A 20,917-nucleotide genomic window follows, 5' to 3' on the forward strand; every position below is an offset into this window, starting at 1 on the left:
AACAGATCTCCGCTCGTGAAGGGATCGCGGAAATGGAAATGTCAGTTGAAATCGTAGCTCATGCGCCGGCCTTCGTCCTGGTCGCCGAAACCGTTGCCGACGTCGTGGCACGCGAAGCCTTGCTCGATCGCGCCATGGGGCCGATGCGGCGGAGAAAATCGTCGGAGAAGCTGCGGCGCGGCCGCCGGCCCTCGGAAGGCTTGGCCTTCGTCGCACGCGATGCGTCGGGCGGCGTTGCCGGCACGGTGCGGCTGTGGGATGTCAGGCTGGGCGAGGGCGGTCCGGCAGCGCTGCTGCTCGGCCCGCTCGCCGTCGATCCGTCGCTCAAGAATGCCGGCATCGGCTCGGCGCTGATGCGCCACGCCGTCGCCGAGGCGGCGCGTCTCGGCCACTCGGCAATCCTGCTGGTCGGCGATGCGCCCTATTATGGACGCTTCGGCTTCTCGGCCGACAAGACAGGCAGGCTGGCGATGCCAGGCCCCTATGAGCGGCACCGCCTGCTGGCGCTGGAACTGGTGGACGGCGCACTTGATGGCGTGCACGGCACGCTGAAGGCCTCCGGCCGCAAGCTGTCAGTTCCAGCCGAAGTGCAACGCGCTGGCTGAAACCAGCGCGGCGTACTCGGTCGCGATGGAACCCAGTGCTGTCACCGCCGGCGAACCGGCGCCTCCGAGACGGGCCAGATAGTCCTCGCCCTTGGGGGCCTTGTCCCAGTCGTTGCCGATGAAGCGGGCCGCTGCCGTGCCGGAATCCGATACTTCCGGCGCCGGCGGCCCGAACGCGGCTGCCGTGCGCTTGAGCCCATCCAGAAACGCGGCATTGTCGAGGCCGCTATAGGGCTTGCCGTTACCGTCCACGACATTGAGGAATATCTGCTCGTCGCCAAAGGCGGTGTAACCGCCGCCCAGGCCTTTTTCCACGGCATCGGCTTTTTCGAAGAAACGCTGTGCCACGGTGGCGTCGAGCGTATCCTGGGGGAAGCGGACGGTGACGAAGCCAGTGCTGCCGCTGCTGTCGTCCAGTCGGGAGACGAGCACGCTGTGCTGGTGGAAAATGTAGCCGAAGGCAGCGGCCAGACGATCGGCGGTCGCGTCGTCGAGCGCGGCCTCGGTCTGCAGCGATGCGTTGGTCTTAAGGAGGTAGCCACCCGGTGTGACTTCCGTCTCAAGCACGGCCGGATCGATGCCTATGCTGGTGACGATCTTGGGCACGATTTTCTCAAGCACCTCAGCCGAAAACGCGGCCCGCTCAGCGTAGCCGGCCGTCTTCAGCTTTGGCAGGTCGAAGCCGAGGGAAGGTGTGGCCTCGTAGGAAATCAGGACACGTTCATCGGCGGCCGCGACCGCCGTCACCGAAACCAGGGCAGCGATCAGCACTGCACGCGCCACTGCTTGAACACTATGGAAATTCATTACCGACCTCGCTGCTTTGCCGCTCTTCTGGAGCCGAGGTCAGACTAAATGGGTGATTTCGCAATCAAAGGTATGAGCGGCTTGCGGTTCTCCGCCGCGCGAACGTTTCGTGCCAAGATTGCCGAAGCCCGTGGAACGAAAGTGCCGTCCTGAAGACGGTGTTCCGATAAGGCCAAGCGCGTCCAAATGATCATGCGGCGCGCTTCGGCCCTGTCTGATTTCATGTCTGTTCAAGCCGCCGTACGGCTTGCGACAGCCATCAGCCGATCAGCTGGCTGAGCGCCATGGCCACCGTCATGTCGCCTTCGACTTTGATCTTGCCGGTCATGAAGGCCATGGTCGGGTTCAGGTCGCCAGCGATCAGCGAATCGAGATCGTCGAGCGAGAGCTTGATGGTGCAGTCGGTGGGGGCATCGGTGTTCGAAACGGTCGCGCCGTCGATGACGATGACGCCGTCGTCGCCGGTGTCGAACTTCACGGAACGATCAAACCCGCTGCTGGCCACGCGAGACTTGATCTTCTCGGCAATCTCCTGAACGCTCACGCTGTTCTCCCTGTCTCGTTGCACTTGTCTGGTTGCATCTGTCGCGGAGGGCATTTCGGTCCGGCCGAAGCCCATGCTGTCTCTGAGACGAATACAATCGCTGGCGCATATAGCTTTGGATTGACGTTTACGTCAACGCGAATTGCGGCGACTGGTTCCTATCGCCGCACCAGGCAATTGTCGGGCACCGGTGGTCAGTGAGCCGGTGGCGCATCCGCTTCGGCCGGCTTGGCCGCCTCGGGCGCCGCGCTGGTGGCATCCTGCCGCCGGCGCAGCCAGTTGTCGCGGATCTCGTCCTTGCTCAGGAAATTGACCTGATCGATCAGAACCTCATGCACCAGGGTTGAGCCGACGCGGGCGTTGACGGTGTCGCGGATCGCGGCGCGGAAGGCATCGAGGTCGATCGTCGCCTTCTTGGTGAAGTCGATCTGGGGATTGGAATAGAGGTAGCTGTAGACCTGATCGGTGATCAGCGCCTCGGCCGGAATCGATAGTTTCTTTATCTGCTCCGGCTCGACGGTGTAGACCAGCTTGGCCAGGAAATAGCCGCCGATCTTGGAGTCGCGGATCAGCGGCACCGAAATGACGTCGGTCTTGACATAATCCAGCCCGCCCAGCATCGGCTTGGGCTTCTCGCCGACGCCGCTTTCGCCGGCGGCCTGGAACGAATAGAACACCGCGCCGAGCGTGGCGGCGCAGACCCAGACCGCGATGGCGATGACCTTGATCATTCAGAGCCCGAGCCCGACATCATCGCGCTCTAGAGCCTGTTTCATCCCGATTCAATCGGGATGGGGCTCTATCCCTTTGTTTGCGCATGATCTTTTCCAAAAACTGGCATCCACTTTTCGGGATCATGCTCTAACCCTTCATCCGGCCGAATTCGCCGGCGGAGTAGGTGCCGTCGGTTTCGGCGCGCTGGATGGCGCTGCGCAGCAGGCTGGCAACCTCGTTGACGGCGCTCAGATGCGCCAGGATCGCCGCCTCGTTCTTCGCCAGTTTCTGGCGCAGCCGGGTCAGGCCTTCGCGGTGCTGTTCGAGGAAATCGGCTTCGCTGCCCCCCTTCATGGCGCGAGTCAGTTCGTAGAGATAGCGGCTCTTGCGGGCGTTCGACGCCTTGAGGTCGTAGCCGGTATCGCGGCGGATGCCGGCGGTCTCTTCCTCGACCACCTCCTCGATGCGGCCGATGATGGCGGCAAGGTTTCCCGGCCGCGCGAACGGTATAGGAGCCTCCGACGCGGTGGTCCGCGCCGGCAGGTTGGCGGTGAATTCGGAAGAGTCGGCCATGGCGTTTCCCAGTCTAGATCTTGATGTCTGTTTTTATGGTTGTCTCGTCGCCGGTCATCGACCTGGCGGCCTTGCGCTGCAATTCCTGGACGAGCGAGGTGGACAGACGGGTTTGCTGATCGATCTCGGTCTTCTCCGGTCCGTTCGAGACCGGGCCGATCGGCACCTTGCGCTTGCCGTCCATATAGTGGTCGGCGAGCAGCGACTTGGCGATGCCGATGCCGCCGCGCTCGGCCATGACGTCGGCGACGCGCTCGGCGAGCTGCGATTTCCACATGTCGCCGGCGAGACCCGTGCCATAGACGCCCTCGGTGTCCTTGGGCAGCATGTTCTGGATGAAGGTCTGCAGGACCATCGCCTCGAACTTCTTGAATTTCTTGGCCGGGTCGGCTGTCGCCGCCGCCTTGTCAGCCGTGGCGCGCGACAGGATCGAGCCGGCATCGACGGATGCCGCGGTGTCGACCGAGAACGTGCCCGCGGCACCACCCGCGCGCTTCGTCAGCGCCGCGCGTGCAGCCTCGATATCCATCGGATCGGCAGCTCGGGCGACATCCATCACGATGTCGCTGGGTGGAGAAATTGCCAAGAAAGTCCGCCTTTTGCCGGTTTTCCTTAGCCAGACCATGCCTCAACAAGCTTGTGGCAGGCTTGCGGGGGAGAGGGAGGAATGCGGGGTGGGGATCGGATATTCGCTTTGCGCCGCAAGGGTATGTGCCGAGGGGTCCGGTCTGGTGTTCAGGCCACTGCCGACAAATCCGCTTCTGCCAAAGCCTGCTGTTAAATTCTTGCAGCTTTATTGTCGGCCATGGGTTATCCGATTGCTGACAATGTTCCATACGGAGTCCGATCATTGAGCGTAGCATTTGCCAAGGAGGAGAGTGCCGAGGCCGCGTCGGAAACCATCCTGCCGGCTCGCCCTATCTCCGATCGGATCAACCTCGTTACGGAGGTGGGCTTCAAGATGCTGCTGGATGAGTTGGCTCGCGCCCAGCAGGCGCTCGAGGCCGCCAACATGCTGGGAGATGTCAACGAAAGGCGACGGCAGTCGGCCGTTCCGGTTCGAGATACGCGCTACTATGCCGAGCGCGTCCGTACTGCCCAGCTTATGCCTGCGCCGACGTCCAACGAAGTGATCGCCTTCGGTCACACCGTTACCTTCGAGCGTGATGATGGCCGCACCCAGACCTTCCGCATCGTTGGCGAGGATGAGGCCAACCCGTCCCAAGCTTCCATATCGCACGGGTCACCAGTTGCGATCGCGCTGATTGGCAAAACCGTTGGCGATGTCGTCCATGTAGGACAGCGTGAACTTGAGATCCTGTCCATTTCCTAAGTTGGACAGGGTGGTGAGACGATGCACGGGATTCGAGTTGTCGGCAGCCAGACAACAGTGGGGTCGGCTGTTGTCACTGGGTTCAACATCCAGTCTCGCATGGAACCCATTCTTGTTGGCGTCCAAATCGCCGGTGAGGGGTGAACCAGTCATGCGCACTTCACCTAGGATGCCCCACTGAGGTTCATAACCAGAACACCCCCGCCGCTACTCCTCGTTCCGCTTCTGCGCGATCAGATCCAGCCGCTCGCGGTCGGAGCGTTCGCGTTCGTCGCGGTTGCGTACGTCCTTGTAGGCGCGTTCGACCATGTTGGTGCGCGCGTTCGCGGTGGCGATGAGCCCGGCCTCTTGCCTGGCGCTTTCCAGGCTCGTCTCCTGGCGCACCACCGCCTGGGCAATGCGGCGGTGGTAGAGGTCGGGGAACAGGCCGGACAGCGAATTGTCCTGGTCGAAATGGCCGATCAATTCGCGGGCTTCGGCTTCCGCCGTGTTTGCCGCCGCGAGGAAGGTGGCATGGCGGGTCTCGTGCAGCGCCTTCAACTGTTCCTGCACCTTGACCAGTTTCTTCAGGCGGTCCTTGCGTGTGGTCATCGCTACCTCGCCAAAGTCAGGTCGACGAAGCCGTCGACGAACAGCGTCAGCATGGTGCCGATGGCGAAATAGAAGATGATCATGCCGCCGGCGATGACGAAGGGCTGGGAGATGAAATAGATCGGGATCTGCGGGGTCAGCTTGTTGACGAAGCCGATCGTCAGATTGACCAGAATGGCATAGGCGACGAACGGGCTGCCGAGACGGATGACCAGGAAGAAGGTATCCGACACGGTGTCGGTGATGTCGACGAGGGCGGCCTGCGGGTTGAAGAAGACGTTGACCGGCGCCACCGTGTAGGACGCCACCAGGGCGCGGACGATCTCGTGGTCGAAGTCGAAGACGAACAGCATCAACAGCGCCGAAAACGAGATGATGGCGGCAAGGGCGGCCTGGGGTTCCGGCTCTTCGATCGCCGGTCCGCCGGAGCCGCCATAGCCGATCAGCATGGCGATCGCCGATCCCATGAAGCGCAGTGCCTCCATGTAGAGCCTGGTCATGGCGCCGATCAGCCCGCCGACCAGGAGTTCCGAGATGATCATCGGCACCAGGATCTGCGGGCGCGGATCGACGAAGGGAATGATGCGGTCCCACAGGAAGGCGAGCAGGCCGCCTGTGGCGGCGACCGCCACGAACAGCCTGACCTGCACCGGCACGCGGGCGCTGGACAGGCCAGGCATCAGCATGAAGCAGGCGCCGATGCGGCAGAAGGCGAGGAACGCCGCGATGACGACGCTCTGCGAGAGAACGCTCACGATATGGTCCCGAGCACCCTGATCTCGACGCCCTTGGCGATTTCGACATGGGAGAGCACCGGCAGCGTGGTGAACAAGCGCTCGATGATCATGCGCACATAGGGGCGGGCGTCGGGCGCCGTGACGAGGACGAAGCGCTCGCCGGCCTCGAGGAATTTCTTGATCGCCTTGGTGGCGTCCTGGCCGAATTCCTCGAGCTGTCGCGGATCGATGTCGAACTCGCGCACCTCGCCCTTGGCGTCGCGCTTGAGGCTTTGATGGAAGGCGAGGTCCCAGCGGTTGCCGAGGCGCAGGACCTTGAGCACGCCGCCTTCCGAGAGGTCGCCGCAGATCTGCTGGGCCATGCGGATGCGGACATGTTCGACGATCTGCTCGGTGCGGCGCACATGCGGCGCGATCTCGGCGATGGCTTCGATGATCAGATGCAAATTGCGGATCGAGACGCGCTCGGCGAGCAGCAGTTTCAGCACCGCCTGCAGGCCGGGATAGGAGATGTGGGTGGTGCAGATCTCGTCGGCGAGCTTGCGGTATTCCTGGTCCTGGCGTTCGAGCAGCGCCTTCATGTCCTTGTAGGACAGAAGCTGCGGCAGGTTGTTGCGGATCACCTCGGAGAGATGGGTGAGCAGCACCGACATATTGTCGGCGAAAGTGTAGTTCTCGCGCTTCAGATCCTCGGCGAAGGTTTCCATGACGGAATAGGCGCGCATGCCGAAGGCCGGCTCGCGGATCTCTTCGCCGGGGATTTCGGGCACCTCGCGGTTGCCAAGCAGCACCATGATCTCGCCGACGCGCATCGAATATTCGGCAACCACCGTGCCATGCACCTTGATCTGGTAGCTCTTCGGCGGGATGGCGAAATCGTCGGCGACGCGCACTTCCGGCACGACGAAGCCGTATTGCTGGGCGAATTTCTTGCGCATCTTGCCCATGCGGAAGACCAGCTCCTGATGCGACACCAGCAGCCGGGTGGACAGCTGCTTGCCGATCAGGAGTTCGATCTCGGCGGTGGCAAGCGAGGCCTTGACCGAGTTCTTCTCTTCCTCGGCCTTGGTCGCCTTTTCCTGGGTCTTCAGTGCCTCGGCAGCGGCGAGGACGCGGTTGGCGCGCAGCGGAATGATGTAGCCGAGGCCGGCCATGCCGCCGGCCAGTGCAAAGAAGGGGAACAGCGGCAGGCCGGGCATCAGGCCGAGCAGCACCAGCAGCGCCGCCGCCACGTAAAGCGCGCGCGGATGGGCGCCGAGCTGGCCGAACACGGCCTGGTTGGTCGAGCCGCGGGTGCCGCCCTTGGAAACCAGCAGGCCGGCGGCGAGCGAGACGATCAGCGCCGGAATCTGGGTGACCAGGCCGTCGCCGACCGACAGCTTGATGAACACGTCGGCGGCCTCGCCCATGCCCATGCCGTGCCTGATATAGCCGATGGCGATACCGCCGACGATGTTGATGGCGGTGATGATGAGGCCGGCGATGGCGTCGCCGCGCACGAATTTCGAGGCACCGTCCATCGAACCGAAGAACGAGCTTTCTTCTTCCAGTTCGCGGCGGCGCAATTGCGCGGTCTTGTCGTCGATCATGCCGGCGGAGAGATCGGCGTCGATCGACATCTGCTTGCCGGGGATGGCGTCGAGGGTGAAGCGGGCGCCGACTTCGGCGATACGCGTGGCGCCCTTGGTGATGACGATGAAGTTCACCACGATCAGGATCATGAAGACGATGAGGCCGATGACGAAGTCGCTGGCCATCACCAGCTTGGAGAAGCCTGCAATGACATAACCGGCGGCGTGCGTGCCCTCATTGCCATGCGACAGGATCATGCGCGTGGTGGCGATGTTGAGGGATAGCCGCAGCATGGTGGCGATGAGCAGCACGGTCGGGAAGGAGGAGAAATCGAGCGGCCGCTGGATCCACAGCGCCACCATCAGGATCAGCACCGAGAGCGCGATCGAGAAGGCGAGGCCGATGTCGATGAGAAAGGCCGGGATCGGCAGGAACAGCACGGCCAGGATGATGACGATGCCGAGCGCGAAGAAGACGTCGCGGCCATTCTTGGCCACCGCGCCGGGCTGGATGCTTTCGCTGATCGCCATTCAAATCCTCGAACCATAGACTGCCGCGCATAGGACAGCCCGGCGAGGGTAGCTGGCCAAGCTTGCGCGAGGGTGGGAGAGTGGCTGAGCCTAATGTCGCGAAGGAAGGGAAACCCATGCTCCTGATCATCGGCACGATCCGCTTGCCGCCCGACAGGTTCGAGGAGGCAAGGCCGGTGATGGAGCGCATGGTTTCAGGCAGCCGCGCCGAGGATGGCTGCCTCGAATATTCCTATGCGCGCGATGTGCTCGACGCCGGGCTGATCCGGGTCAGCGAGGTGTGGCGTGACAAGGCCGCGCTCGACGCGCATTTCCGCTCGCCGCACATCGCGGAGTGGCGCTCAAGCTGGCCGGCGCTTGGCATTGGCGAGCGCAACCTTGTGCTCTATGAGGCCGGTGAGGCCAAGCCGACCTGATCGGCCGCTGCTTGGCCGGTCGGCAAGCGGCAACAATCAGGCGTCGGCGGCCGTCGCGACGCTGACCAGCCAGCGCCTGACGGCGCGTTCTTCCGCATCCGACAGCCCCTGTGTCAGCTCGCTCTCGATGGCTTGTACCCGCTCGCGGCATTTTTTCAGCAGTGCCCGGCCGCTGTCGCTGAGATCGATGTGCTGGATGCGGCCGTGGACGGCATGCGGCTTGCGTACCAGCGAACCGGCCCGTTCGAGATTAGCGACGATGACGCTGAGCGTCTGCGGGGTGAGCAGCGCCAGCCGGGCAAGATCGGCGTTGGAGAGACCGGGATAGGCGGCAAGCATGGTCAGCGTGACAAATTGCGGCTGCGTCACACCGAGATCGCCCAGCGCCCTGTCCATCCTGAGCCGATGCGCGCCGGCGGCCTGCCGCAGGAGATAGCCGAGATAGCCTTCCTCGCCGCGTTTGCCTTCGCCGGGAGCGGGAATCGATGGATGCGGATTCGGCTTGCGCATGATATCAGAGCTCTTATATGTTGTTCGTGCGCTGATACTACGACGATGTGGAGTCCATGACGATGGGTCATCGAATTTTTCTCGCCGGCGCCTCGGGCGCCATCGGCCACCGGCTGATCCCGCAACTTCTGGCCGCCGGCCATAAGGTGACCGGCACCACGCGCAATGCGGACAAGGCCGCGACATTGCGCGCCCTCGGCGTGGAGCCTGTGGTCGTGGATGTCTTCGATGCCGATGCCCTGTCGCGTGCGATGCTTGCCGACAGGCCTGACATCGTCGTCCATCAGCTGACCGACCTGCCGTCGGGCCTCGATCCGAGCCGGATGGGCGAGGCGGTCGTGCGCAACGCGCGCATCCGCGACGAGGGCACCCGCAATCTGGTCGCGGTCGCCGTCGCCTCCGGTGTCCGGCGCATGGTGGCGCAAAGCATCGCCTGGGCCTATGCGCCAGGCCCGGAGCCGCATGGCGAAGCCGACCCGCTGGAGGACGGCGCGAGCGGCAATCGCGGCATCAGCGTCGGCGGTGTAATCGCCTTGGAAAAGGCCGTTCTCAACGCGCCCTTCGCCGGTGTCGTGCTACGCTACGGCCAGCTCTATGGGCCGGGAACGGGAGCCGATACGGCTGCCGGCGCGTCACCGGTGCATGTCGACGCTGCTGCCTATGCCGCGCTGCTCGCGCTCGACAAGGGTGCGCCCGGTGTCTTCAACGTGGCGGAACCCAACCCGGCTGTCTCGACGCAGAAGGCGGTCGAGGAACTGGGCTGGCGTGCCGATTTCCGTTTGCCTGCCTGAATTCGGAGACATCGGTATGATCGGCAATCAAGCTCGTTTGCGCACCGGCCAATCCCTTATCGCCGTCAGCGCTGTCGGGGTTCTGTTCGCGCTCGCGGCAAAGTGGGCCGGCCCGGGTTTCATTGGCACCGTGCCGGACGGCATGGAAACGCACATGCAGATGGCAAATGCCGATACGGACGGCGCCGCCGGGGCGCGGCCGAAGACAGTCGTCACGCCGATCTCCTGCGAAAAACTGCCAAACGTGCCGGGCAAGTCGATCACCACGGTGATCGTGGCATTTCCGCCCAACGGTTTTACGCCGCGCCACCGGCATCCGGGCTCGGTCAGCGCCTTCGTCCTGAAGGGCACGCTGCGCTCGCAACTCGAAGGTAGCCCGGCCGGCACCTATACTCTGGGGCAGACATGGTTCGAGCCGCCCGGCACGGTCCATCTCTTCGCCGAGAATGCCAGCACCACCGAGCCAGCGGAACTGCTAGCGACGTTCATCGCCGACGACGATTGCGGGCCGCTGACCATACCGGACTGACGGTTGGCCTACCGCTCAAGCTGGCCGGCATATGGCATCGCAAGGCCTAGCAGGCATTGACCTGTCTGCAGGACCAACCGCCGCCATCGGTATCGTGGCAATCTTCATAGCTGCCGTAACACATGTTTGTTGAATTACGGTACCAGGGATAACCGCCGGGACAGCAGACATCCTGCTGTGCAAGCTGAAGAAATCCTCCTGTCGGCCGGCTCTGTCTTTCCGTATTGCCGCCGGGCAAAAGAGATATGGAGTATGAAATATCCTGCTTAACCGGCATATCTATGCTTGAGCTGCTCATTGCAGACGAGCTCAAAAAAATCGTGCAAGCAGCTAACGAAAAAAACCCCCGCGCACTCATGTTTTCCTCCTTGAGGGAAATTGAGACGGACCCAAATACCACCTTTCAGGCGTTGCGTCGATTTGGCAGGCGATGGGGGAGCCGGCATCGCGGTTGCCATGCAGTTTCCCTGGGCGTATCAGCCTTCTCACGTCCCTTTTGATATCGCCGAGCCGCCCGGGTGCTTTCCAGAAACCAGCCACAAGTCTACGCCCGCCGGCTGCGCGCGGTGCTTCTGAGATCCATTCCTCTGCTCGAGGCGCGCGGCATCGCCGTGGTCATCCTGGCCGGCGTCGTCGGCGTCATGGCGGGCATACTGGTGACCGCGATGAGCCAGATCGTGCAGGATTTGCATGGGCTGCTGTTCGGCGTTCAGCCCGGCGGCCGGCTGTCGGGCATGTTCTCGCTCGCCAATCCCATGCAGGCGCTGATACCGGCGGTCGGCGGCGCGCTGCTCGGATTGACGGTGATCTGGCTGCGGCTGCGTAAATTCCGCACGCCGGTCGATCCGATCGAGGCCAACGCGCTCTATGGCGGGCGCATGTCGCTGACCGATACGTTCATCATTGCCGGCCAGACCATGATCTCCAGCGGCTTCGGCGCCTCGGTCGGTCTGGAAGCCGGCTACACGCAGGTCGGATCCGGCCTGGCATCGCGGCTGGCGCGCATCTTCCGGCTGCGCCGCAACGATGTCCGCATCCTGGTCGGCTGCGGCGCGGCCGGCGCCATCGCCGCTGCCTTCGATGCGCCGCTGACGGGTGCCTTCTATGGTTTCGAACTGGTCATCGGCATCTACTCGGTCGCCAATGTCGCGCCGGTCATGACGGCAGCGATCTGCGCCTCGCTGACCGCGGAAATGTTCGGCGGCGTGCCGTTTCCGCTCGAGCTTTCAGGGCTGCCGCAACTCACCCCCAGCCAGTACGTGCCGTTCCTGCTGCTCGGGCTGCTGGGCGGCGCCGCCTCGATTGCCATCATGCAGCTGGTGACGCTGATCGAACGTGGTTTCAACAGGCTCTCGGTCGATGCCTCGCTGCGCCCCGTCATTGGCGGCGTCATCGTCGGCCTGCTGGGGCTGATCACGCCGCAGGTCCTGTCCAGCGGCCATGGCGCGCTGCACCGCGAATTCGCCATGAACTATGGTTTGACCGTGGTGGCGAGCGTCTTCGTGCTCAAGCTCGCGGCGTCAGCCATCTCGCTGGGCTCGGGCTTTCGCGGGGGCCTGTTCTTCGCGTCGCTGTTCCTCGGCGCGCTGCTCGGCAAGGCGTTCGCCGGCGTGATGGCGCTGGTCTCGCCGACGACCGGCATCGACCCCTCCGTCGCCGCCGTCGTCGGCATGACCTCGCTTGCCGTCGGTGTCGTCGGCGGTCCGCTGACCATGACATTCCTGGCGCTGGAATCGACCCGCGACCTAACGCTCACCGGCGTCGTGCTGGCCGCCTCGATCATGGCGGCGATCCTGGTGCGCGAAACCTTCGGCTATTCGTTCTCGACCTGGCGCTTCCATCTGCGCGGCGAGACGATCCGCAGCGCCCACGATGTCGGCTGGATGCGCAGCCTCACCGTCGGCTCGATGATGCGCAAGGACATCAAGACCATCGATGCCTCGACGACGCTGGCGGATTTCCGCAAGCAGATCCCGCTCGGCTCCGCCCAGCGTGTCATCGCCGTCGACCCGGGCGATGAATATGTCGGCGTGCTCATCGTGGCCGAACTGCACAGCGATCCCGCCGGTGATGAGGTGCCGGTGCGCGATCTGGCCCAGTACAAGGATGCCGTCCTGGTGCCCAGCATGAACGTGCAGGCCGCCGCCGAAACGTTCCAGCGCGCCGGCGCCGAGGAACTGGCGGTCGTCGAGGATTTCACCGATCACATCGTGCTTGGTCTGCTAACCGAGGGGCACTTGATGCGGCGCTATGCCGAGGAGCTCGAAAAGGCGCGCCGGGACCTGTCGGGCGAGGGGTAGAGGGGATTCTCCTCCACGTTCCCTTGTCGACCGGCAGGCACGGCCTGCTCCCATGGACACACCCTCTGATTTGAGCAAGCCGCCCGGGTATTGGCGCGCTCCTGGCGCCGTGCGCGGCTTGCCAAGTGTACAGTGGTACTGTACATAGTGTTAAGTGCGGTGAGGAGACGGCATGCGCAAGCGGTCCGACAAGGCTTCGATAAAGACGGTCGACGCGCCGGCCGCGACGCATGCCCATCAGGTGCTGGGCATGCGCCTCAAAAGCCTTCGCCTCGCCCGAAGGCTGTCCCTGCGGGAGCTTGCGGAGGCGACCGGAACGAGCGCCAGTTTCATCAGCCAGCTCGAACGCGGCCTGACCGGGGCCAGCACCGCCTCGCTCAACCAGATGGCTTCGGCGCTCGGCGTCAGCGTCGCCATGCTGTTCGAGGAAAGCACGGCACAAAACCATGGCGTCCTGAGGCGAAGCGAGCGGCCGAGCCTGCCGCCCAGCGACGGCTGCCGCAAGATGCTGTTGTCGCGCCCGCCGCTGAGCGACATGGAAGTCTATGTCGGGGAATTCGACATTGGCGGCTCGACCGGGCCCGATCGCTACACCCATGGCGACGCGCACGAGATGCTCGTCGTGCTGCGCGGGGTCGTCGAGGTCTCGCTCGGCGAGGCGCGCCATGTGCTCGAGGAGGGCGACAGCATCGAATACACGACATCGACACCGCATCGCTCAGAGAACATCGGCAGTGGCCGAGCCGAAGTGATGTGGATCATCGCGCCGCCGACCTCGGTGCGCGCCGAGCTCGATCAATACACGGCCTGGAAACCGCTCGCGGCCAGGTAGGTTCGATCCAAAAACGCGGGCATGAATGGGAGAGTTAGTGTGATGTTTAGATCGAGATTTGCAGGCCTTGGCGCCATTCTGGCGCTTGGCGTTGTGGCCGGCGCGGCCTTTGCGCAGGAGAAGCCGGTGGCGGGCGAGGTGAAGGAAGGTTCGCTCAAGGGCAAGACGCTGACGTTCGTCTCCTATGGCGGCATCTACCAGGACGGCCAGGCGGCGGCGCTGAAGGAGTTCGTCGACAAGTCCGGCGTCAAGCTGCTCAATGACGGACCGACCGAGATCGCCAAGCTGCAGGCGCAGGTCGAGTCCGGTAATGTCACCTGGGACGTCGTCGATACCGACGACCTGCCGCCTTACGTCTATTGCGGCAAGCTGTTCCAGAAGCTGGATCTGACGAAGCTCGACGTCTCGAAAATCCCGGAAGGCCAGGTCGGCGAATGCTCGGTGCCGGCGATGAACTACGGCGTCGTGCTGATGTACAACAAGGAGAAGTACAAGGATAATCCGCCCAAGAGCTGGGCCGACTTCTTCGACACGGCAAAGTTCCCGGGCGTGCGCGGAATCGACGGCTCCGGCAGCCCGACGGGCGGCTTGCTCGAACAGGCGCTCAAGGTTGCCGGCGGCGACCCGAAGACGATGACGGTGGCCGATATCGACAAGGCCATCGATGTGGTCCGCAAGCTCGGCCCCGATACCATCTTCTGGAAGACGGGTGCTGAATCGCAGCAGCTCGCCGAATCCGGCGAGGCCGACATGCTGATGATGTGGACCGGCCGCGCCATGACCGCGGTCAAGAACGGCGCCAAATACGCGCCCGCCTGGCAGGACTGGCTGGTGGTGATGGACCAGATGACGATCCCGGTCGGCGTCAAGGATACGGATGCGTCCTATGCGCTGCTCAATGCCTATCTCGGCAAACAGTCGCAGGAAATCCTGGCGGAGAAGACCTCCTACACGCCGATCAACAGCGACGCGCAGCCCAAGGTCGACGCTTCGGTCGCCGCCTTCCTGACCAACACGCCGGATCGCCAGAAGCAGGGCTACAAGCAGAACTTCAAGTTCTGGGTCCCGAACTTCGCGGTGGCGCAGGAGAAGTGGTCGGCGCTGATGGCCGGCAACTGAACCAGCGAACGAGAGGCAGATCGTGAGCGCGTCTGAGCTTCCACTCCAACCCGCCGCCGATGTGCGGCCGGGACGGGCATGGCGGCCGTTCGCGCTCACGGCGCCGGCGCTGATCCTGCTTGTCGCGGTGATCGGCTATCCGCTGTTCACCATCGTTGTGCGCAGCCTGTCGGAGCCGGAATGGGGCGTGCAGAACTACGTCTGGTTCTTCGGCGCGCCCATCAATCTCACGGTACTGCAGCGCACTTTCACCATCTCGGCCTGGGTGACGATCGTCTGCGTGATCTGCGCTTATCCCTATGCCTATCTGATGACCGCCGTCGGGCCGCGCGTGCGGCTCGTCCTGGTGCTTTGCGTGCTCATCCCGTTCTGGGTGAGCGGGGTGGTGCGCACGCTGTCCTGGGTGATCCTGCTGCAGGATTCAGGCGTCATCAATTCGCTGCTGAGGTCGGCCGGTTTTGACGGCATAAGGCTGATCCGGACCCAGACCGGCGTCGTGATCGGCATGGCGCAGGTGCTTCTGCCGTTCATGATCCTGCCGCTCTATTCAGTGATGAAGGGCATCGACCTCAGGCTGATGCGGGCTGCGCAAAGCCTGGGTGCACGACCTTCGCGCGCGTTCTCTACCGTCTACCTACCGCTGTCGCTGCCCGGCGTCTATGCCGGCGCGATCATCGTCTTCATCCTGGCGCTGGGCTTCTACATCACCCCGGCGCTGCTCGGCGGACCGCGCTCGACCATGTTGTCGACGCTGGTGCAGACGCAGGTGCTCAGCCTGCTGCAATGGGGTCGCGGCGGCGCCATGGGCGTGGTGCTGCTCGTCACCACCTTTGTGCTTCTGGCGCTTGCAGCACCCGTGATGCGTTCGCGGTACCGGGAAGCGGGGCGGCGCTAATGGAGATCAAGCCGCTCACCCGCGTGATCCTCGGCCTCGTCTGCCTGCTGGTGGCGATATGGCTGGTGGCGCCGACGCTGGTTGTCGTGCCGATGTCGTTCAACGAGAACAAGTCGCTCGCCTTTCCGCCGCAAGGCTTCTCTTGGCAGTGGTACCAGAACTTCTTCACCAATCCGGACTGGTCGTCGAGCTTCCTCAACTCGCTGAAGGTCGCCTCGGTGGTGGCGGTGCTGGCGACGGTGCTCGGCACGCTCGCGGCCTTCGGCCTTGACCGCATGAAGGCTGGGCCGGCCAATCTGTTGCGGATGCTGATGCTGACGCCGATGGTGGTGCCGGGCGTGGTGCTGGCCATCGGCATCTATGCCGTCTATCTCGATACCCACCTCGTCGGCACGCTGCTGGGCTTCGTGCTCGCCCACACCATCCTGGCACTGCCCTTCGTGCTGATCGCGGTCTCGGCCAGTCTCGAAGTGTTCGACAGGCGCTTGGAGACGGCGGCGGCGAGCCTCGGCGCGGGAGCGCTGACCGCGTTCCGCACGGTGACGCTGCCGCTGATCCTGCCGGGCATCCTGTCCGGCCTGCTCTTCGCCTTCGCCACCTCTTTCGACGAGATCGTCGTGTCGCTGTTCATCACCAACCCCTACCTCAAGACCTTGCCCGTGCAGATATTCTCCTCGATCACGCGCGATGCCGATCCGACGGTGGCCGCGGTCGGCACCATCCTGTTGTTCGCCACGACACTCCTGATCGGCGGCGGCATGCTTCTCCTTGGTCGCGAGCGGAAAGGACGCCTATGAACCCGAGAGCGGAAAATCGGGGCGCTGCGATCGACCTCGCCACCGTCAGCAAGGCCTATGGGACGTTCAAGGCGCTGGACGGTGTGTCGCTGCGCATCGAGCCCGGCGAGTTCATGACGCTGCTTGGCCCCAGCGGCTCGGGCAAGACGACGACGCTCAACGTGATTGCCGGCTTCACCGACGTAACCAGCGGCAGCCTGTTGGTTGGCGAGAAAAGCGTCGTCGGCGTGCCGGCGCACAAGCGCAACATCGGCGTCGTTTTCCAGCACTACGCGCTGTTCCCGCATATGAGCGTCGGCCGCAACGTCGCCTATCCGCTGACGCTGCGCGGCGTCGACCTGGCCACGCGGCAAGCGCGCGTGGCCAGAGCGCTCGACATGGTCAAGATGGGCGACTTCGCGCATCGCTATCCCAGCGAGCTGTCGGGCGGCCAGCAGCAGCGGGTGGCGCTGGCCCGCGCCATCGTCTTCGACCCGCCGCTGCTATTGATGGATGAGCCGCTCGGCGCGCTCGACAAGAAGCTGCGCGAATGGCTGCAGCTCGAGATCAAGCGCATCCACCGCGAGCTCGGCACCACCTTCGTCTATGTGACACACGACCAGGAGGAGGCGCTGGTGCTGTCGGACCGCATCGCCGTGTTCAATCGCGGGCGCATCGAGCAGGTCGGCACCGGTCGCCAGCTCTATGACGAACCGGCGACGCTGTTCGTCGGCCGCTTCATCGGCGACTCCACCGTGTTGCGTGGCGAGGCGAGAAGCGATGGCACAAGCACCGCGCTGACCATAGCCGGCGAGACGGTAACGGCATCGACGCGCATCAACGGGGATGCCAGGCCGGTGATGCTGCTGCGTCCCGAAAAGCTCGCCATCCGCCGACCCGGCCAAAGTGCTGCCGATGGCGCCAACCGCCTGTCGGGGACGATCGCCGAGGCCATCTATCTCGGCTCGGAATCGAAATATGAAGTGAAGTTGGCCGATGGCTCCGCCGCAATCGTGCGCTCACCGCTGACCGGCGAAAGTTTTGGCCTGGGCGAACCAGTGGAGCTTTGCTTTCACGGTGCCGACGCCAAGCTGCTGGCCGACGACAGCACCGCCGACACCGCGCTCACCTGATCCCGCTCCCCATCTGAAAGTCATCCCATGCAAGCCATGCGCAACGGCGACATATCGTTCTGGTATGCGGATATAGGAGGGGTTCCCACGCCCCGGCCGCCCTTATCAGGCGATATCGAAGCCGATGTCGCGATCGTCGGCGCCGGCTATACCGGGCTGTGGACCGCCTATTATCTGAAGAAGGCAAGGCCCTCGCTGCGCATCGCGCTGATCGAGCGAAAGTTTGCCGGCTTCGGCGCTTCGGGCCGCAATGGCGGCTGGCTGTCGGGTGGGTTCTCGTGGTCGCGTGAAAAATATCTCAAGACCTCGACCCGGCAAGGTGTCAGCGCCATGCAGGCGGCGATGGCGGGCTGCGTCGACGAGGTGATCCGGGTGGCGACAGAGGAGGGGATCGATGCCGATATCCGCCGCGTCGACAATCTGACGGTGGCCACCAACCCGGCGCAGCTCGAACGCGCGCGCGAAGAGTGCGAAACGATCCGCGCCTGGGATGTCGATCCGGACCGCGTCGAACTGCTGGATCAGGCGGCGACGCGGGCACGCATCAACATCCGCAATGTCATGGGCGGCTTCGTCGTCCACGGCCAGGCGCGGGTGCAGCCGGCCAAGCTGGTGCGCGGGCTTGCCGCCGCCGTCGAGCGCCTGGGCGTGCCGATCTACGAACAGACGACGGTGACGGCAATCGCCAAGGGCAGCGTGACCACCGACCGCGGCACGGTGCAGGCGGAAACCATCATCCGCGCGACGGAGGGGTTCACGGCAGGCATTCCCGGCGAGGAGCGAACCTGGCTGGCGCTCAACAGCGCGCAGATCGTCACCGAGCCGCTGTCCGATGAGCTTTGGCGCCAGATCGGCTGGGAAGGGCACGAGCTTCTCGGCAACGCCGCCCACGCCTATTGCTATGCCCAGCGCACGCGCGAGGGGCGCATCACCATGGGCGGGCGCGGCGTGCCCTATCGCTACGGCTCGCGCACCGACGTCAATGGGCAGACGCAGCAGGCGACGATCGACCAGCTGCATCAGATCCTGACGACGCTGCTGCCGCAGACGGCGAACTGCCGCATCGAGCACGCTTGGTGCGGCGTGCTCGGCGTGCCGCGCGACTGGTGCACCACGGTCGGGCTCGATCCCGCGACCCGCATCGGCTGGGCCGGCGGCTATGTCGGGCTTGGCGTGTCGAGCTCCAATCTTTCCGGGCGCACGCTTGCCGACCTGATCCTTGACCAGGACACGGAGTTGACGCGCCTGCCCTGGGTCAATCGCAAGGTCAGGCCATGGGAGCCGGAGCCGTTCCGGTGGCTCGGCGTGCATTCGATGTACCAGCTTTATCGCATCGCTGACGGGCGCGAGGCCGCCGGGCTTGCTCATACATCGAAACTGGCCGCGCTCGCCGACAGCATCACGGGCCACTGAAGCGGTTCAGCGTTCGCTGAACCGCTTCAGCAATTTGTCTTTACGCAATTCCGGACGGAAAACCGCTGGACACTTTTCCTGGAATTGCTTTGTTCATGGAGACCAGTTTGATCGACCTTTCGACCTTCCACGACCTCGCCAAGGCCGATATCGGCGCGTTCTCACCCAAGCCGACTTCCATCGAGGGAAATCAGGTCGAGGCGGTGCGCTCGTTCTTCCAATCGCCGGACGGGACCGTCGACATCGGCATCTGGGAGTGCACGCCCGGCCGCTTCACTGCCGATCGCACCGGCTCGTCGGAGATATGCCACATCATTTCGGGGCGGGTGGAGGTGAGCCGCGCCGACGGCGAGACGCGCGAACTGGGGCCGGGCGACCTTCTCGTGCTGCCGCAGGGATGGAAGGGCGAATGGCGCATCCGCGAGACTACGCGCAAGCTCTACATGATCCAGTCGGCCGGCTGACGGGCGTCGATCGGCTCTGACGAAATCAGTGCTCGATCGGCCCCTTGGCCATCACCAGCGCGGTGCCGGCGGTGGTCGGGCGCTCGATGACGCGGCGCACGCGCGGCGGTTCGTCGCCGCTGTGCAGCGCCCGCAAGCGATCACCGACCATGGCGTCGGCATGGGTGATGCGGCCGTTGTGCCTGACATATTCGAGCCAGGTCGGCGTGTGGTAGTGCTCGATCCAGATCGTCGGATTTTCGAGATCGCGCGCCAGCGTCCAATTGCGGGCGCCGTCGCGGCGGCGGATGCGGCCGCGCTCGGCCATGGTGGCGAGGAATTCCGCCTCGTCCTCGTGGCGGATGATGTATTCGATCATGATGGCGATGGGACCGCTGCGCGGCTTCAGGTCGAGCGCGAGATGCGGCTCCTTGAAGCGGTTCAGCGGGTCGAGGTTCAGCACCTGCTGCTGCGGCAGCGGCAGCACGAGGCCGATGGCACCGCCCGCCAGCATGGTGATGGCGGCGGCGATCAGCGCCGTCTCAGCGCCATGCGCATCGGCGACGACGCCCCAGATCCAGCTGCCGAGCGCGATGCCGCCGAAGGTCGCGGTCTGGTAGACCGACAGCACCCGGCCGACCACCCAGCGCGGCGTCGCCATCTGCACCGTGACGTTGAAGTGCGAGAGCGCGATCACCCAGCAGGCACCGCCGACCAGCAGGCCGAGCGAGGTCTGCCAGGCGTGATGGCTGAGCGCGGCATTGAAGGCGCAGACGGCGAAGCCGGCGAAGGCGCAACGCACCATCGTCTCGCTGGACAGCAGTTGCCGCAGCCGCACACTGATCAGTGCTCCGCCGACGGCGCCGATGCCGAAGGAGCCAAGCATGATGCCATAGGTCAAGGCGTCGCCCTTGACGACGTCGCGCGCGACGAGCGGCAGCAGCGCCAGCACGGCGCCGGCGCTGAAGCCGAAGGCCGCGCCCCGGACCAGCACCTTGCCGATATTGGGCGACATGGCGACATAGCGCAGGCCGGCCCCCATGGCCGCGCCCAGCGATTCGCGCGGCAATGTCGATGCCGGCACGTCGCGCTTCCAGCGCGCCATCACGATGATGAGGCCGATATAGCTGACCGCGTTCGCCGCGAAGGCGGCCGCGGCACCGGCGGCCGCGACGATGATGCCGCCGATCGCCGGGCCGACGCTGCGTGTCAGGTTGAAACCCATGGAGTTCAGCGCAACGGCGGCAGGCACCTTGTTGCGGGGCACCATGTCGCCGACGGACGCCTGCCAGGACGGGCTGTTGAGCGCGGTGCCGCTGTCGATCAGGAAAGTGAAGGCGAGCAGCGTCCAGGGCGTGAGCAGATTGTAGTAGGTGAATACGGTCAGAAGCAGCGAAACGACCAGCATGAAGGTCTGCGCGACCAGCATCACCTTGCGCCGGTCGAAGCTGTCGGCGATGGCGCCGGCGACAAGCGCGAACAGCATGATCGGCAGAGTGGTCGAGGCCTGGACCAGGGCGACCTGATAGGGCGAGGTGGCGATCGTCGTCATCATCCAAGCGGCGCCGACGCCCTGGATCAGGCCACCGAAATTGGAAACGAGACTTGCGGCCCAGACGGCGCGGAAAATGCCATGCCGGAACGGCGCCAGCGCCGAAACGCCTTCGCTATCCGGTTTCTCGTCAATCATGGATGGGTTCCTGCCTCGGCGTGCTGATCCTTGCGGTTTCTCCGCATCGTTTGCCGAAACTATG

24 protein-coding genes are annotated in these 20,917 nt (G+C 64.4%); 13 read left to right on the forward strand and 11 right to left on the reverse strand.

The genetic code is table 11. The features are described 5' to 3' along the window. The first annotated feature begins 32 nt into the window (after positions 1-32). Positions 33-605 carry a GNAT family N-acetyltransferase gene (locus JN279_RS11505; protein ID WP_096449879.1) on the forward strand — a complete coding sequence of 191 codons (573 nt, stop codon included), beginning with the start codon at positions 33-35 and terminating at the stop codon, positions 603-605. Here the strand turns inward: JN279_RS11505 and JN279_RS11510 are convergent. From JN279_RS11510 to JN279_RS11530, 5 genes are all read right to left on the reverse strand, one after another. Then, positions 573-1,376, reverse strand: a complete 804-nt coding sequence (locus JN279_RS11510; protein ID WP_342216363.1) for a hypothetical protein — start codon at positions 1,374-1,376, stop codon at positions 573-575. The two genes, JN279_RS11505 and JN279_RS11510, sit on opposite strands and share 33 nt — an antisense overlap. A 295-nt stretch (positions 1,377-1,671) precedes the next feature. After that, a complete protein-coding gene (locus JN279_RS11515) occupies positions 1,672-1,956 on the reverse strand; it encodes an SCP2 sterol-binding domain-containing protein (RefSeq protein WP_096449875.1) in 285 nt (94 codons plus the stop codon). A 194-nt stretch (positions 1,957-2,150) separates the two neighbouring features. Continuing rightward, positions 2,151-2,687 carry a hypothetical protein gene (locus JN279_RS11520; protein WP_096449874.1) on the reverse strand — a complete coding sequence of 179 codons (537 nt, stop codon included), beginning with the start codon at positions 2,685-2,687 and terminating at the stop codon, positions 2,151-2,153. A 130-nt stretch (positions 2,688-2,817) separates the two neighbouring features. Next, positions 2,818-3,243, reverse strand: a complete 426-nt coding sequence (locus tag JN279_RS11525) for a hypothetical protein (protein WP_096449872.1) — start codon at positions 3,241-3,243, stop codon at positions 2,818-2,820. A 13-nt stretch (positions 3,244-3,256) separates the two neighbouring features. Next, a complete protein-coding gene (locus JN279_RS11530) occupies positions 3,257-3,868 on the reverse strand; it encodes a rod-binding protein (protein WP_183462808.1) in 612 nt (203 codons plus the stop codon). A gap of 225 nt (positions 3,869-4,093) precedes the next feature. Between JN279_RS11530 and greA the strand changes: the two genes are divergently transcribed. Continuing rightward, the gene (gene greA, locus JN279_RS11535) at positions 4,094-4,576 is read left to right on the forward strand and encodes a transcription elongation factor GreA (RefSeq protein ID WP_202352807.1); all 483 of its coding nucleotides are present in this window, start codon (positions 4,094-4,096) and stop codon (positions 4,574-4,576) included. A 207-nt stretch (positions 4,577-4,783) separates the two neighbouring features. Here the strand turns inward: greA and JN279_RS11540 are convergent, their stop codons facing one another. From JN279_RS11540 to flhA, 3 genes are read right to left on the reverse strand one after another with little or no spacing between them, the layout of a single operon-like run. After that, positions 4,784-5,167, reverse strand: a complete 384-nt coding sequence (locus JN279_RS11540) for a hypothetical protein (protein WP_202352808.1) — start codon at positions 5,165-5,167, stop codon at positions 4,784-4,786. Positions 5,168-5,169: 2 nt separating this feature from the next. Continuing rightward, positions 5,170-5,922 (reverse strand): flagellar biosynthetic protein FliR, encoded by a 753-nt coding sequence (gene fliR, locus JN279_RS11545; RefSeq protein ID WP_095199361.1) that lies wholly within the window; start codon positions 5,920-5,922, stop codon positions 5,170-5,172. Continuing rightward, positions 5,919-8,006, reverse strand: a complete 2,088-nt coding sequence (flhA, locus tag JN279_RS11550) for a flagellar biosynthesis protein FlhA (RefSeq protein WP_202352809.1) — start codon at positions 8,004-8,006, stop codon at positions 5,919-5,921. Before flhA ends, fliR begins: the two co-directional genes overlap by 4 nt. Before the next feature lie 116 nt (positions 8,007-8,122). Between flhA and JN279_RS11555 the strand changes: the two genes are divergently transcribed. Further along, entirely contained in the window at positions 8,123-8,422 is a 300-nt protein-coding gene (locus tag JN279_RS11555) for a putative quinol monooxygenase (RefSeq protein ID WP_202352810.1), read from the forward strand. Positions 8,423-8,458: 36 nt separating this feature from the next. Here the strand turns inward: JN279_RS11555 and JN279_RS11560 are convergent, their stop codons facing one another. Continuing rightward, the gene (locus JN279_RS11560; protein ID WP_202352811.1) at positions 8,459-8,932 is read right to left on the reverse strand and encodes a MarR family winged helix-turn-helix transcriptional regulator; all 474 of its coding nucleotides are present in this window, start codon (positions 8,930-8,932) and stop codon (positions 8,459-8,461) included. Positions 8,933-8,994: 62 nt separating this feature from the next. Between JN279_RS11560 and JN279_RS11565 the strand changes: the two genes are divergently transcribed. Then, positions 8,995-9,723 (forward strand): NAD-dependent epimerase/dehydratase family protein, encoded by a 729-nt coding sequence (locus JN279_RS11565; protein ID WP_202352812.1) that lies wholly within the window; start codon positions 8,995-8,997, stop codon positions 9,721-9,723. A 16-nt stretch (positions 9,724-9,739) separates the two neighbouring features. Beyond that, positions 9,740-10,252: a cupin domain-containing protein gene (locus JN279_RS11570; RefSeq protein ID WP_244734520.1), complete on the forward strand. Its 513-nt coding sequence runs from the start codon at positions 9,740-9,742 to the stop codon at positions 10,250-10,252. Positions 10,253-10,298: 46 nt separating this feature from the next. Here JN279_RS11570 and JN279_RS11575 read toward each other — a convergent pair whose 3' ends face one another. After that, a complete protein-coding gene (locus JN279_RS11575; protein ID WP_202352813.1) occupies positions 10,299-10,610 on the reverse strand; it encodes a hypothetical protein in 312 nt (103 codons plus the stop codon). A gap of 160 nt (positions 10,611-10,770) precedes the next feature. Between JN279_RS11575 and JN279_RS11580 the strand changes: the two genes are divergently transcribed. From JN279_RS11580 to JN279_RS11615, 8 genes are all read left to right on the forward strand, one after another. Continuing rightward, the gene (locus tag JN279_RS11580; RefSeq protein ID WP_202352814.1) at positions 10,771-12,552 is read left to right on the forward strand and encodes a chloride channel protein; all 1,782 of its coding nucleotides are present in this window, start codon (positions 10,771-10,773) and stop codon (positions 12,550-12,552) included. Between the two features lie 172 nt (positions 12,553-12,724). After that, complete coding sequence (locus JN279_RS11585) at positions 12,725-13,384, forward strand: helix-turn-helix domain-containing protein (RefSeq protein WP_202352815.1); 660 nt, start codon at positions 12,725-12,727, stop codon at positions 13,382-13,384. A gap of 42 nt (positions 13,385-13,426) precedes the next feature. Then, positions 13,427-14,503 (forward strand): extracellular solute-binding protein, encoded by a 1,077-nt coding sequence (locus JN279_RS11590; RefSeq protein WP_202352816.1) that lies wholly within the window; start codon positions 13,427-13,429, stop codon positions 14,501-14,503. A gap of 22 nt (positions 14,504-14,525) precedes the next feature. After that, complete coding sequence (locus JN279_RS11595) at positions 14,526-15,398, forward strand: ABC transporter permease (protein ID WP_244734522.1); 873 nt, start codon at positions 14,526-14,528, stop codon at positions 15,396-15,398. Continuing rightward, positions 15,398-16,195, forward strand: a complete 798-nt coding sequence (locus JN279_RS11600) for an ABC transporter permease (RefSeq protein WP_096449853.1) — start codon at positions 15,398-15,400, stop codon at positions 16,193-16,195. The genes JN279_RS11595 and JN279_RS11600 overlap by 1 nt, the downstream gene beginning before the upstream one ends. Next, entirely contained in the window at positions 16,192-17,307 is a 1,116-nt protein-coding gene (locus JN279_RS11605) for an ABC transporter ATP-binding protein (protein WP_202352817.1), read from the forward strand. Before JN279_RS11600 ends, JN279_RS11605 begins: the two co-directional genes overlap by 4 nt. Before the next feature lie 27 nt (positions 17,308-17,334). Beyond that, positions 17,335-18,720, forward strand: a complete 1,386-nt coding sequence (locus JN279_RS11610) for an NAD(P)/FAD-dependent oxidoreductase (protein WP_202352818.1) — start codon at positions 17,335-17,337, stop codon at positions 18,718-18,720. Positions 18,721-18,815: 95 nt separating this feature from the next. After that, positions 18,816-19,184, forward strand: coding sequence for a cupin domain-containing protein (locus JN279_RS11615; RefSeq protein ID WP_202352819.1), 369 nt, complete (start codon positions 18,816-18,818; stop codon positions 19,182-19,184). Between the two features lie 25 nt (positions 19,185-19,209). Here JN279_RS11615 and JN279_RS11620 read toward each other — a convergent pair whose 3' ends face one another. Next, positions 19,210-20,853 (reverse strand): MFS transporter, encoded by a 1,644-nt coding sequence (locus JN279_RS11620; RefSeq protein WP_202352820.1) that lies wholly within the window; start codon positions 20,851-20,853, stop codon positions 19,210-19,212. Positions 20,854-20,917: the final 64 nt, after the last annotated feature.

It is taken from the genome of Mesorhizobium sp. 113-1-2, from assembly GCF_016756475.1.
Classification (GTDB): Bacteria; Pseudomonadota; Alphaproteobacteria; order Rhizobiales; family Rhizobiaceae; genus Mesorhizobium; species Mesorhizobium loti_C.